Source organism: Streptomyces sp. NPDC027189 (assembly GCF_055566975.1).
In genome coordinates this window covers 391,377-403,230 of record NZ_JBVHRI010000005.1, presented here as the reverse complement: position 1 = coordinate 403,230, position 11,854 = coordinate 391,377, and the positions used below count along the sequence as shown (strand labels likewise).

Here is an 11,854-nt window from a genome sequence, read left to right as displayed (position 1 = left end):
CTTTCTCCTTACTGTGTGTCAGTTCACGGACCTGGTAGCCGGGTTGGACATCAAGTCGAGTGCGATGTCCACGATCATGTCCTCCTGGCCTCCGACCAGGCCGCGCCGGCCGACTTCCAGCAGGAGGGTGCGGGCGTCGACGCCGTAGCGCTCGGCGGCGATCTCCGCGTGGCGCAGGAAGGAGGAGTAGACGCCGCCGTAGCCGAGGGTGAGCGTCTCGCGGTCGACTTGTACGGGGCGGTCGCGCAGGGGGCGGACCAGGTCGTCGGCGGCGTCCTGGAGGTCGAACAGGTCGCAGCCGTGCTTCCAGCCCTGGATGTTCGCCACGGCGATGAACGCCTCGATGGGGCAGTTTCCGGCACCCGCTCCTTGTCCGGCCAGGGAGGCGTCGACGCGGGTGACGCCCTCCTCGACGGCGACGACACTGTTGGCGACCGACAGGGAGAGGTTCTCGTGCGCGTGGATGCCGATCTGAGTGCTCTCGTCGAGTACGTCGCGGTAGGCGCGGACCCGTTCGCGTACGCCGTCCAGGGTGAGGCGGCCGCCGGAGTCGGTGACGTAGACGCACTGGGCGCCGTAGGACTCCATGAGCTTTGCCTGCGCGGCGAGTTGGGGCGCCTCGGCCATGTGGCTCATCATCAGGAAGCCCGAGACGTCCATGCCCAGCTCGCGCGCCTTGGCGATGTGCTGGGCCGAGATGTCGGCCTCGGTGCAGTGGGTGGCGATGCGCACCGAGCGGACGCCGAGGGCACAGGCGCGCTCCAGTTCGGCGATGGTGCCGATGCCGGGCAGGAGGAGGGTGGTGAGGACGGCGTTGTCGATCGCGTCCGCCGCGGCCTCGATCCACTCCCAGTCGGTGTGGCTGCCCGGGCCGTAGTTGAGGGAGCCGCCGGCGAGTCCGTCGCCGTGGGCGACCTCGATGGCGTCGACGCCGGCTGCGTCGAGGGCGGCCGCGATGCGGCCCACGTCGGCAGGATCGATGCGGTGCCGGATGGCGTGCATGCCGTCCCGCAGGGTCACGTCCTGTATGTAGAGCTGATGAGTCATCGGCTGGCCTCCGCGGTGACGGTGGTGCTGTGCCGGGCGATCGACTCGGCGGTGCGCAGGGCGGCCGAGGTCATGATGTCGAGGTTTCCGGCGTAGGCGGGCAGGTAGTGGGCGGCGCCCTCGACTTCGAGGAACACCGAGACACGGGTGGTCACCGGGCCGGCGCCCTCGGGGAGCAGGGTGTGCACGGGCTCGCCGTCCGCGATCGGGGTGAACTGCACCTCCTGCTTGAGGCGGTAGCCCGGCACGTACTGGGCGACCCGCTCGGCCATCTCCTTGACGGAGGCTCGGATGGCGTCGTGGTCCGCGTCCCCGATGAGGCAGAAGACGGTGTCTCGCATGATTAGCGGGGGTTCGGCAGGGTTCAGGATGATGACCGCCTTGCCGCGGGCCGCTCCGCCGACGTTCTCGATGGCGTGGGAGGTGGTCTCGGTGAACTCGTCGATGTTGGCGCGCGTGCCCGGCCCCGCCGACTTGGAGGCGATGGAGGCGACGATCTCCGCATAGTGGACGTCGGTCACCGCGGAGATGGCCGCGACCATGGGGATGGTGGCCTGGCCGCCACAGGTGACCATGTTGAGGTTGTCCGCGCCGGCCGCCAGGTGCTCGTCGAGGTTGACGGGCGGGACGACGAACGGGCCGATGGCGGCGGGGGTGAGGTCGATGAGCCGCTTTCGGAAGGGCGCGAGCCGGTGGGCGTTGGCCAGGTGGGCCTTGGCCGAGGTCGCGTCGAAGACGATCTCGATGTCGTCGAAGTGCTCCATTGCGATCAGACCCTCGACGCCCTCGTGGGTCGTGGGGACCTTCAGCCGGGCGGCGCGGGCGAGGCCGTCGGACTCCGGGTCGATGCCCACCATGGCGGCCACTTCGAGCGTGTCCGACAGGCGGAGGATCTTGATCATCAGGTCGGTGCCGATGTTGCCCGACCCGATGATGGCGACCTTGGTCTTTGACGTCTTGGGGGAAGTCATGCGTCCCTCTTCTCGGAGAATGCGGCGGTGACCTCGCCGAGCGAGCTGATCTCGGCGCGGATCCGGGTGCCGGGCGGGGCCGGGACCATCGGGCCCAGCGCGCCGGAGAGGACGACCTGTCCGGCCCGCAACGGGTCACCCAGGTCACGGGCCGTCCGGGCGAGCCAGGCCAGCGCGTTCAGAGGGTCGCCGAGGCAGGCGGCGCCGTTGCCCTCGGAGACGAGGACGTCGTCGGCGTACAGCCGCATCACGGTCTCGCGGGGCTCGAACTCGTCCAGCGTGAGGCGGCGTTCCGCCAGCACGAACAGTCCGCTGGAGGCGTTGTCGGCGACCGTGTCGGTGAGGGAGATGTCCCAGTCGGCGATACGGCTGTCGACGATCTCCAGCGCGGCGACGGCGTAGTCGACCGCAGCGTGCACCTGCGCCGGGTCCAGGTTGCCGTCGGCCAGGTCCTCCATGATGACGAAGGCGATCTCCGCCTCGGCCTTGGGCTGCAGCAGCCTGCCGGAGGGGACCTCGGCCTCGGCGGAGACGTCCATGTCGGCGAAGAGCACCCCGAAGTCAGGCTGGTCGACGCCGAGTTGGCGCTGGACGGCCGGGGAGGTCAGGCCGATCTTGCGGCCGACGACGACCGCACCGTTGTCCACTCTGCTGCGGGTGAGTTCCTGCTGTACGGCGTACGCGGCGTCGATGTCCTGTGTACCGAGCAGATCGCGTACCGGGGCCACGGGCCGTCCCTCGGCGAAGGCGGCGGCGAGCCGGGCGGCCGCCAGCTCGACGGGTGTGACTGCCATGCCGGTCACCGCCCTTCCGCCGTGGTCACGGCGAATCCGGCGATCCAGGCAGGGATGGCCTCGTAGAAGCGAGACGTCATCTCGTACTTGCCGGTGGCCGCGAGGGATGCGTACGCCGCGATCCAGGTGCGGACCTCGTGGGCGGAGCCGCCGCCCTGTACGGCCATGTCATCGACGGTCCAGGAGTCGAACTCCGCGAGGTCGCCGCGCTCCAGGTGGTCGAGGAGGAGGTTGTCCCAGGCGGGGTTGATCGGGATCATCTTCGTCGACCCGGCGGCGTAGTCGCGGCCGGCCTGGACGACCCGCTCCTCGCCCTTCGCACGCTGCTCCGGGGTGGGCGGGTTTCCCTCGATGAGCGCGTCGGCGACCCGGGGCGGTGCGCCCTCCAGCACCGGCACCGGCGGGTCGTGGGACAGACCACCGGAGGCGACGAACAGCACCCGCTTGTCCAGGGCGGCCGCGGCCTGACCGACCGCGGTGCCGAGAGCGCGGATACGGCTGACCGGGCCGAGCGGGGTCGCCACGCCGTTGACGAAGACGGGCACCACCGGCACGCGGTCGATACCGCCGAAGAGTACCTCCAGGGGCTGCGCGAAGCCGTGGTCCACGGTCATCCGGGCCGAGACGGTGAGATCGATGCCGCGGTCGAGCACCCCCTTGGCCAGCGTCTTGGCGGCGTCGGTGTCGACCGACAGCGGCCCGCCCTGGGAACCGAAGTCGCCCACCGCGTGGGCCTCGGTGGCCAGGCAGAACGGGGGCATCTCCTTGTAGAAGAAGCCGTTGTAGTGGTCGGGCGCGTAGAGGACGACGAGCTCCGGGTCGAAGCGGCGGACGAAGGCCCTGGCCCTCTCGACGGCCTCGTCGACACGGGCCAGAACCTCGGGCTCGGGGTCGTTCCTGCCGATCAGGGGCGAGTGCGAGAGCCCGACGACAGCTGCGGTCATGGGAGAGGGTCCTTAACTCTGGGGGGCCGGCGGGTGGATGACGAGCTTCCCGGTCAGACCGCCGTCGATCATGAGCTGGAAGCCCTTGTGGATGTCCGTGAGGGGCAGGGTGCGGTCGATCACAGGGCGGACTCCGGTGGCCTCCATCAGCCGGAGCAGCGCGACGAGCTCGCCCCGGGTGCAGCCGGTGGAGCCGAGGACACGTCCCTGGAGGTAGAAGATGCGGGCCAGGTCTGCGGGCGGGTTGGCGCCGCTCGTCGCTCCCGCGATCACGACCGTGCCGCCGCGCCGCAGCGACTTCAGCGAATGGGACCAGGTCGCCTCGCCGACCGTCTCGATCACGACGTCCACCCGCTCGGGCAGCCGTGCACCGGGGGCCATCGCGGCGCGCACCCCCCAGGTGAGGGCCTCGGCACGCTTGGCCTCGCTGCGGCTGGTGGCGTAGACGACGGCCCCGGCGGCCACCGCAAGCCGGATGGCGGCGGAGGCGACCCCGCCGCCCGCACCCTGTACGAGCACCCGGTCGCCGGCGGTGATCCGGGCCTGGGTGAAGAGCATGCGGTAGGCGGTGCCCCAGGCGACCGGCAGGCAGGCCGCCTCGTCGAAGGACAGCCACGCGGGCTTCGGCACCAGGTTGCGGGTGGGCACGGTCAGGTACTCGGCGAAGGCCCCGTCGTGCTGTTCGGACAGCAGCGCACGGTTCGGGTCGAGCGTCTCGTCGCCCCGGCCCGCGTCCGGGTCGCCGATCACCGGATGCACGATGACCTCGTTGCCGTCCTCGTCGTGTCCGGCCGCGTCGCAGCCGAGCACGATGGGAAGGCGCTCCGGGGGATGGCCCACGCCACGCAGCGTCCACAGGTCGTGCATGTTCAGGGAAGAGGCCACGACCCGTACCCGGGACCAGCCGGGCTTCGGGTGAGGTACCGGTACGTCGCGCAGCACCAGCCCGGACAGCGGGTCGGCGGCGCTCTGGGAGATGGCGGTTGCTGCAAGCACGCAGCCACGTTCACCCGCACCCGGAGGCAGGACCTAGCCCGTGTGCCACGGTGCAGCACACGTCCGGGCTCCTGCCGGATGGCGGCCCGTGCCCGGCCCCCTGCACTCCCCTCGGGCGCCTGGCACGCCGACCAGCGCGCGGCGTGGCCGCTCGGCTTGAAACCTGCCACCCTCAGGGGGATCGTGAACATGGTCAGCAAGTCCGGCAACAAGGCCACTGAGGACACGACAACAAGGCCACCAAGGACACGACGATGACGTCCGACGAGCCGCCCAGCCGACTCCCTCCGGCGTCGACAGGGTCCTTCCTCGGCACGGCTGCGGCCATCGCGGTCACGGACCCGGACGGCCGGGTGACCCATTGGAGCAGCGGCGCCCAGACGCTGTGGGGCTATGCCCCCGAGGAGGTCATCGGCAAGCCTCTGGCCGATCTGTTCACCGCTGACTGGGCAGTGCTGAGGCACCGGGACGGCAGGCTGTCGGATGCTCAGGTGCGCCTCTATCCGCTGCCGTCCGACAAGCGGCCGACCGGGTGCCTGGTGATTGTCGTACCCGGGACGGACTCCCCGGACGAGTGTTCACTCAAGCGATGGATGTTCCAGGAGCAGCCCCTCGCCCTTTCGATCTTTGACCGCGAGGGCCGCATACTGTTCGGCAACGAGGTCACGGAGCAGGTGACGGGCCTCTCCGAGCACGACGTCCGCGGCCGGTTCCTGGCCGAGTTCCTTCAGGGCCCCGCATACGAGGAAGTCGAGCAGCGGATCCGCCGGGTTCTTCAGACCGGGAAGCCCGAATTCACCGAGCTCTTCGTGAGGCTTCCGGGCGAGCCGAAGGCGCACCCCTGGGCTCTCGACATCTTCCCGCTCACGGACGAAGCCGGCCAGGTGCATGGGGCGGGTCTGTCGGCGTACGACTACTCCCAACAGTACGAGTCGCGGGAGCGGCTGGCCCTCGTGAGTGAGGCCCGGACCCGCATCGGCGCCAGCCTGGACGTGGTGGGCACCGCACGCGAGCTCACCGAGGTCGCCGTACCCCGCTTCGCCGACCTCGTCAGCGTGGACCTGCTCGACCCCGTCTTCCAGGGCGATGTGCCCGCACCTGTCCTGTCCGGTCCCGTCCCGCTGCGCCGGGCGGCATACAGGGTGGCGTGCGCGACGTCCGGAGAGCATCCGGCCCCGGACGAGATCAGTGACCATGTTGCTTCTTCGCCGATCGCCCGGTGTCTGGCCAGCGGCCGGGCGGAACGGCACCACGTCAACGACTCCCAGGTCGTCCGCTGGTTCGCCGACGACCCTGTCCAGGCGGCGCAGGCCCGCGCGTGCGGAGTGCGTTCGCTGATCGCAGTACCCATCCGCGCCCGTGGCACCACCCTCGGAGCAGTCATGTTCGTCAGATGCTCATCTCGCGAGCCATTCGGCCCTGACGATCTGGCCGTCACCGAGGACCTGGTCGCGCGGGCCGCGGTCTGCCTGGACAACGCCCGCCGGTTCACCCGCGAACGCGGCATCTCGCTGGCGCTGCAACGCAACCTGCTGCCGCGCGGCCCGACCACGCATCCTGCCGTGGAGACGGCTTCCCGTTATCTCCCTGCGGGCGGCGGCGCGCAGGCGGGCGGCGATTGGTACGACGTGATCCCGCTGCCCGGCGCCCGCGTCGGCCTGGTCGTCGGCGATGTCGTCGGCCACGGCATCAACGCCTCAGCCACCATGGGCCGCCTGCGTACGGCGGTGCGCACCCTCGCCGACATCGACCTCCCGCCGGATGAGCTCCTCACCCACCTCGACGACATCGTCACCCACACCGAGGACGACACAGTGGCCACCGGTGAGATCCCCGGCGCCATCGGAGCTGGTTGCCTGTACGCGGTCTACGACCCCCTCTCCGGCATCTGCTCCCTTGCCCGGGCCGGCCATCCCCCGCCGATTATGGTCCACCCGGACGGCACCAGCACGGTCATCGACCTGCCCGCCGGCCCGCCTCTGGGGCTGGGCAGCCTGCCCTTCGAGGCGGCCGAGGTCACCGTGCCCGAAGGAAGTCTGCTCGCCCTGTTCACCGACGGCCTCCTCTCGGCCGGCGATCGCGACATCGACGAGGGACTCGACGCCCTGCGCCACACTCTGGCCCGGCCCGCGTCCTCGCTTCCAGCGCTGTGCGACACCGTCCTGGGCACCCTGAGCCCCGAAGCGCGCACCGACGACATCGCCCTTCTCCTGGTCCGCACCCGTCTCTTCGGCGAGGACCGCGTCGCCTCCTGGGACGTTCCCGTCGATCCCGCGGTCGTCGCCGAGACCCGCCGCCGCGCCTGTGACCGGTTGGTCGCATGGGGCCTGGAGGAAACCGCGTTCGTCACGGAACTGGTCATCAGCGAGCTGGTGACGAACGCCATCCGGTACGCCAGCGGCCCGATCCGCCTCAGGCTGATCAAGGACGAGGCACTGATCTGCGAAGTCTCCGACGGCAGCAGCACCAGTCCGCACCTCCGCCGGGCCCGGGTGTTCGACGAGGGCGGCCGCGGCCTGTTCATGGTCGCCGAGCTCACCCGAAGATGGGGTACGCGCTACACCCGCACCGGCAAGACCATCTGGGCCGAGCTTGCTCCTCTCCACCTCTCCACGCGGTGAGGCGGTGGTCAGTGGGGCATGTCGTCGAGGGCGGTGGACATGTCGGCGAGGTCCGGCGGTTCGGTGGCGAACAGGACCACGCTGGCGTCGGGCAGGTCGGCCTCGGTGACCCGGAGGAGTCCGCCCGCCTCAAGGGCGGCCTGGGTGACGGTGTCGCTCTCGTCCGGTGCGGCGACGATGCGGCGGCAGCGGGGGTCGGCGAGGAAGAGTGCGGGGACGAGGGCGCACAGCAGTTTCGCGGCAAGCGCCCGGCCGGACGGCCCGTGGTCGGGGAGGACCAGGCCCAGGGCAAGGTCGTGGGTGCCGTACGGATAGCAGCTGTGCAGCGGGTGGTGCGCGACGCGGTGGACGCGCAGGAGCAGCGTCGGACCGCCCTGGGCCTCGGTGACGGCATACGTGCGCGCCGTCTGCGGAGTTACCGTGGCGGGCTCGTCGAGCGGGCGCAGCGTCCAGTCGGTACCCAGGACGGGTTCGGGCGGTGCCGGTACGACGGCGGTGTGGATGCTCATGGCCGGCTCACGGTGTCTCGGCGGACCGCTGGGTCTCGACCCAGCTCCGCAGTGCGGACTTGACCAGCTTGCCGCTGCCGTTGCGGGGCAGCTGTTCGGCGATCAGCACCTGGGTGGGCAGCTTGTAGCGGGCCAGCTGCCCGCCGGTGAAGGCCCGCACCTCCTCCAGTGTGGGCGTGGTCCCGGGCTCGCAGGTCAGCACGGCGAGCACGGTCTCGCCCCACTTCGGATGCGGGACGCCGATGACGGCCGCCTCCACGACACCCGGGTACGCGGCGAGAACGCGCTCGACCTCGGCCGGGTACACATTCTCCCCACCGCTGATGATCATGTCCTTGAGGCGGTCGACGATGTAGTAGAAGCCGTCCTTGTCCCGATGCGCGATGTCGCCGCTGTGGAACCAGCCCGCGTCGTCGAAGGCAGCACGGGTGGCCTCGGGGTTGTTCCAGTAGCCGGGCGTGACGTTCGGGCCGCGCACGCAGATCTCCCCGCGCGTGTCCGCGTCCCGCACGCCGGCCCCGGTGACCGGGTCGACGATGCGGATCTGCGTGTACGGCATGGGTACGCCGGCCGATCCGGCCTTCTCCGCCGTGAGCCCGGCCGGGAGGTAGGTGGCGAAGGGCGCGGTCTCGGTCAGCCCCCACGCCTGCTGGAGCAGGATGCCACGTTCTTCGTAGTTCCTGATCAGCTGAGCCGGGACGGGGGCGCCCGCGACGATCGCGGATCGCAGGGCGGAGAGGTCGGCCGCGGCGAAGCCGGGCACGCGGGTCAGGGCGCTGTACATCGCGGGGACCGCGAACAGGGTCGTCACGCGGTGCTGGACGAGGTCCTCCAGGCACTGGGCGGGGTCGAAGCCGCGGCGCACGACGACGGTGCCGCCGCGCACGAGGGTGCGCAGGGTGAGGGCGTTGAGGCCGCCGATGTGGAAGAGCGGGGCGACGGCGAGGTTCACGTCGTCCGGGCGGGTGTCCACGACACTTTCGACGTTGACCGCGTTCCACCAGAGGTTGCCGTGGGTGAGCATGACACCCTTGGGTCGGCCGGTCGTGCCGGACGTGTACATGAGCGCCGCCAGGTCGTCGTCGTACAGCGCCACCGGCTCCGTGCCACGCCGGTCGGCTCCGAGCAACTCCGAGAGCGGTGTCCAGACGGCGGCGGGCGCCGTCGCCGCGGGGCACCGCGGATCCGTGTCGACCAGCACGTGGAAGCGGGCGGGTATGTCGCTCATCACCGACTCGACGAGTGCGCGATGGCCCTCCTCGACGACCAGGGTGTGCGCACCGCTGTCGCTGAGAATGTGGCGCACCTCCTCGGCCGCGAGCCGGAAGTTGACCGGCACGAAGACCGCCCCGAGGTGGGCCGCGGCCAGCAGCGTCTCGAAGAAGGTCACGCTGTTGAGGCCGAGGTAGGCGACCCGGTCGCCGCGCCGCAGTCCACGTTCGGCCAGCCCGGCAGCCAACTCGGCCGTCCTGCGGCTGAGTTGGGCGGCAGAGATCTCATGGCCCTCGTAGACGAGTGCGCAGGCGGTGGGGTACTGGGCTCTGCGGTGCAGTGCCGCGGCGGGGCTGATGTCGACGGCGGCCATGCGGCGGCTCCTTCGATGGCTGTCGTGCGGAAGTGAGAAGGGGAGACGGTTCAGAGGCCGGCGCCACCGGCCGGGGAACGGAATCCGCGGACGGCGATGCCGCCGTCGGCGGGGATCACGGCGCCGGTGACGGTGCCGCTGTTGGCGCGGGAGGCGAGCAGGACGTACGGGCCGGTGAAGTCCTCCGGCTCGACGCTGGAGTCGTACAGCGGAATGAGCGGTTGCTGTTCCTGGCCGGACGCCTCGTTCTTGGCGAAGGAGGCTTCGAGCGTGCGGTCCTGAAGGCCCAGGCTCTGCGGGCCGCGCAGCTTGGTGCGCATGCCGCCGACGGCGACGCCGTTGACGCGGACCCGCGGCGCCAGTTCGTAGGCGAACTGGCGGAGCAGGCCGAGGCAGGCGTGCTTGCTGGCGGTGTACAGGGGACCGCCACCGTCGGTGTGGAAGGAGGCGTTGGACAGCGTCATCACGATGCTGCCGCGCGTGGCGACGAGTTCCCGCCAGGCCGCCTCGACGGCGAGGACGTAGCCCTTGACGTTGATGCCGAAGACCTCGTCGAACGCCTCGGACAGCTCCTTGCCGTCGAGCTTGGTGACGCTGCGGTGGTAGTCCCAGATCCCGGCGTTGGGGACGAGGATGTCCAGCTTGCCGAACCTCTCGACGGTCGCGTCCACCGCCCGGTGCAGATCGTCCGGGGAGCGTACGTCGCCGGTGAGGGGCAGCACCCGGTCGGAGCGGTCGCCCGCCGCGGCGACGACCTCCTCCAACTGCGCGGCCCCACGGCCGAGGACGGCGACGCTCGCGCCTTCGGCGAGGTAGCGCAGGGCAACAGCGCGACCGATGCCGGAGCCCCCGCCGGTGATCAGGGCGACCTCGCCCTCCAGCCAACCCATGATTCAGTGCTCCCCGAGGAAGTCGGTGACCAGGCGCTCGAACTCGGCCTGCCGCTCCAGCTGGACCCAGTGGCCGCAGCCGCCGAAGACATGCAGCTGGACGTCGCGGATCTGCTTGAGCATGAGCTGGGCGCCGTCGAGGGTGATGGTGCGGTCGTCGCGGCCCCACAGCAGGAGGGTGGGCGCCTTGATCTTGTGAACGCGCTGCCACAGCGGGTCCATGCCGTGCCGCTTGGCGAAAGCGGCGTTGTAGGCGTGGTAGAAGGCGATGTGGGACTCGTCGAGGGACGCCTCGTAGCGGGCCTGCGCGGTGTCGGCCCAACGCTTGGGCTCGGCGGTCATCACGCCGATGAAGTCCCGCATCTTCTTCAGGGTGGGGCCCTCGCCGTTGTAGTAGCGGAACATGGCCTTCTGGCCCTCGGTCGGGGTCGGTCCGAAGGGCAGCCAGCCTCCTCCCGGCGCCATCAGAACCAACTTCTCGACTCGGCCTGGGACTTCGAGTGCGGTGGCGATGGCGGCGGCCCCACCGAGGCTGTTGCCGAGCAGGTGGAAACGGTCAATGCCGAGGGCGTCCAGGGTCTGCAGCAGGGCGTCGACGGTGATCTCGGTGATGCTGCGGGCGTCGAGGTCGGCCTCGGTGGGGCGGTAACTGCCGCCGAAGCCGGGCTGGTCGGGCAGGAGCACGCGGAAGTGCTCGGTGAGCGTGGGGAGGTTCTGGCGGTAGTTGGCCACCGCGCTCGCGCCGGGGCCGCCGCCGTGCAGCATCACCAACACCGGGCCCTCGCCGGCCTCGCTGACCGCGATGGGGCCGAGCGTGGTCTGCACGGTGTGCTCGACGAGCTTCACCTCTGTGGTCTGTTCAGTGGTCACGAGCGGGCTCCGGTTCACAAGGGCCTACAGGAAGGTGCTGATGTTCTTGGCGAGCAGGACGTTCTGGTCGAGCAGGATGGTGCGGCGCGCGATCAGCAGCCGTCCGTCGTCCGGGTCGCGGCGCAGCTGGTCGGTGCGGCCGCCGGCGTAGATGTCGACCTCACGTTCCAGGCGGTTGCGGTAGCAGAGGAATGACGACTCGGCGACGTACTCGCCGGGCTCGTCGGCCGGCCAGACCAGGATGTTGGTGATCAGATGCCGGGTCCGCGACGGCGGGTCCTCGGCCCAGGCCATGCCCGAGTCGAACCGGCGGATGCGCCAGGCCAGGCTCGCCTTGGTCTCGTCGAAGATCGCGACTTCGCCCGGGGCGCCGTCGGCCAGGGCCTGCTGGCGCCGCAGGCGGTTGGTGCGGACCGGCGCCCAGTAGTGCAGGTCGTCGGTGAACAGCTCCAGCCAGTCGGCGTAGCGGTGCTGGTCGAGCAGTTGTGCCTCGACGGCGTACAAGCGCTGTACCTCGAAGTGGAGCCGCATGTCGACGGCGGGTGCGGTCGTCCGGGGGGTCTCCGGGGGGTGGATGCTCATCGGGGGTCCTCCTGCGGGCCGCGCCGGGTGGTGCCATTCCAGCGC

Annotated in this window: 11 protein-coding genes; 1 reads left to right on the top strand and 10 read right to left on the bottom strand. The window is 70.6% G+C overall.

Features of this window, described 5'->3' with window-relative positions; all coding sequences use genetic code 11:
- Positions 1-18: 18 nt before the first annotated feature.
- The 5 genes from dmpG to ACZ4RZ_RS15400 are packed head-to-tail and all read right to left on the bottom strand — an operon-like array spanning position 19 to position 4,752.
- Positions 19-1,047, bottom strand: coding sequence for a 4-hydroxy-2-oxovalerate aldolase (dmpG, locus tag ACZ4RZ_RS15420; RefSeq protein WP_030928119.1), 1,029 nt, complete (start codon positions 1,045-1,047; stop codon positions 19-21).
- Complete coding sequence (locus tag ACZ4RZ_RS15415; RefSeq protein WP_467744872.1) at positions 1,044-2,018, bottom strand: acetaldehyde dehydrogenase (acetylating); 975 nt, start codon at positions 2,016-2,018, stop codon at positions 1,044-1,046. The genes dmpG and ACZ4RZ_RS15415 overlap by 4 nt, the downstream gene beginning before the upstream one ends.
- On the bottom strand, positions 2,015-2,812 hold the full coding sequence (locus ACZ4RZ_RS15410; protein ID WP_467744870.1) for a 2-keto-4-pentenoate hydratase: 798 nt from the start codon (positions 2,810-2,812) through the stop codon (positions 2,015-2,017). The genes ACZ4RZ_RS15415 and ACZ4RZ_RS15410 overlap by 4 nt, the downstream gene beginning before the upstream one ends.
- Positions 2,813-2,817: 5 nt before the next feature.
- Positions 2,818-3,756, bottom strand: a complete 939-nt coding sequence (locus ACZ4RZ_RS15405; RefSeq protein WP_467744869.1) for a 3-carboxyethylcatechol 2,3-dioxygenase — start codon at positions 3,754-3,756, stop codon at positions 2,818-2,820.
- Between the two features lie 12 nt (positions 3,757-3,768).
- Positions 3,769-4,752, bottom strand: coding sequence for a zinc-binding dehydrogenase (locus ACZ4RZ_RS15400; protein WP_467744868.1), 984 nt, complete (start codon positions 4,750-4,752; stop codon positions 3,769-3,771).
- Between the two features lie 254 nt (positions 4,753-5,006).
- Here ACZ4RZ_RS15400 and ACZ4RZ_RS15395 point away from each other — a divergent pair, with 254 nt between their 5' ends.
- Positions 5,007-7,373, top strand: coding sequence for a SpoIIE family protein phosphatase (locus ACZ4RZ_RS15395; RefSeq protein ID WP_467744866.1), 2,367 nt, complete (start codon positions 5,007-5,009; stop codon positions 7,371-7,373).
- Between the two features lie 8 nt (positions 7,374-7,381).
- On the opposite strand, the gene ACZ4RZ_RS15390 is transcribed toward ACZ4RZ_RS15395, so the two are convergent.
- Genes ACZ4RZ_RS15390 through ACZ4RZ_RS15370 form a run of 5 tightly spaced genes read right to left on the bottom strand, consistent with a single transcriptional unit; the run spans position 7,382 to position 11,809 of the window.
- Positions 7,382-7,882, bottom strand: a complete 501-nt coding sequence (locus ACZ4RZ_RS15390; protein WP_467744864.1) for a GNAT family N-acetyltransferase — start codon at positions 7,880-7,882, stop codon at positions 7,382-7,384.
- Between the two features lie 7 nt (positions 7,883-7,889).
- Positions 7,890-9,467 carry an acyl-CoA synthetase gene (locus ACZ4RZ_RS15385; RefSeq protein WP_467744862.1) on the bottom strand — a complete coding sequence of 526 codons (1,578 nt, stop codon included), beginning with the start codon at positions 9,465-9,467 and terminating at the stop codon, positions 7,890-7,892.
- 50 nt (positions 9,468-9,517) lie between these two features.
- Positions 9,518-10,357, bottom strand: coding sequence for a 3-(cis-5,6-dihydroxycyclohexa-1,3-dien-1-yl)propanoate dehydrogenase (gene hcaB, locus ACZ4RZ_RS15380; RefSeq protein ID WP_095855707.1), 840 nt, complete (start codon positions 10,355-10,357; stop codon positions 9,518-9,520).
- 3 nt (positions 10,358-10,360) lie between these two features.
- Positions 10,361-11,227, bottom strand: coding sequence for an alpha/beta fold hydrolase (locus tag ACZ4RZ_RS15375; protein ID WP_467744861.1), 867 nt, complete (start codon positions 11,225-11,227; stop codon positions 10,361-10,363).
- A 24-nt stretch (positions 11,228-11,251) separates the two neighbouring features.
- Positions 11,252-11,809 carry a 3-phenylpropionate/cinnamic acid dioxygenase subunit beta gene (locus tag ACZ4RZ_RS15370; protein ID WP_467744860.1) on the bottom strand — a complete coding sequence of 186 codons (558 nt, stop codon included), beginning with the start codon at positions 11,807-11,809 and terminating at the stop codon, positions 11,252-11,254.
- Positions 11,810-11,854: the final 45 nt, after the last annotated feature.

Excerpts from the sequence above, each read along its gene's own strand:
- ACZ4RZ_RS15415 (WP_467744872.1), bottom strand. The coding sequence starts at position 2,018 with ATGACTTCCCCCAAGACGTCAAAGACCAAGGTCGCCATCATCGGGTCG.
- ACZ4RZ_RS15370 (WP_467744860.1), bottom strand. The coding sequence starts at position 11,809 with ATGAGCATCCACCCCCCGGAGACCCCCCGGACGACCGCACCCGCCGTC.
- hcaB (WP_095855707.1), bottom strand. The coding sequence starts at position 10,357 with ATGGGTTGGCTGGAGGGCGAGGTCGCCCTGATCACCGGCGGGGGCTCC.
- ACZ4RZ_RS15410 (WP_467744870.1), bottom strand. The coding sequence starts at position 2,812 with ATGGCAGTCACACCCGTCGAGCTGGCGGCCGCCCGGCTCGCCGCCGCC.
- ACZ4RZ_RS15390 (WP_467744864.1), bottom strand. The coding sequence starts at position 7,882 with ATGAGCATCCACACCGCCGTCGTACCGGCACCGCCCGAACCCGTCCTG.
- ACZ4RZ_RS15385 (WP_467744862.1), bottom strand. The coding sequence starts at position 9,467 with ATGGCCGCCGTCGACATCAGCCCCGCCGCGGCACTGCACCGCAGAGCC.
- ACZ4RZ_RS15405 (WP_467744869.1), bottom strand. The coding sequence starts at position 3,756 with ATGACCGCAGCTGTCGTCGGGCTCTCGCACTCGCCCCTGATCGGCAGG.
- dmpG (WP_030928119.1), bottom strand. The coding sequence starts at position 1,047 with ATGACTCATCAGCTCTACATACAGGACGTGACCCTGCGGGACGGCATG.
- ACZ4RZ_RS15395 (WP_467744866.1), top strand. The coding sequence starts at position 5,007 with ATGACGTCCGACGAGCCGCCCAGCCGACTCCCTCCGGCGTCGACAGGG.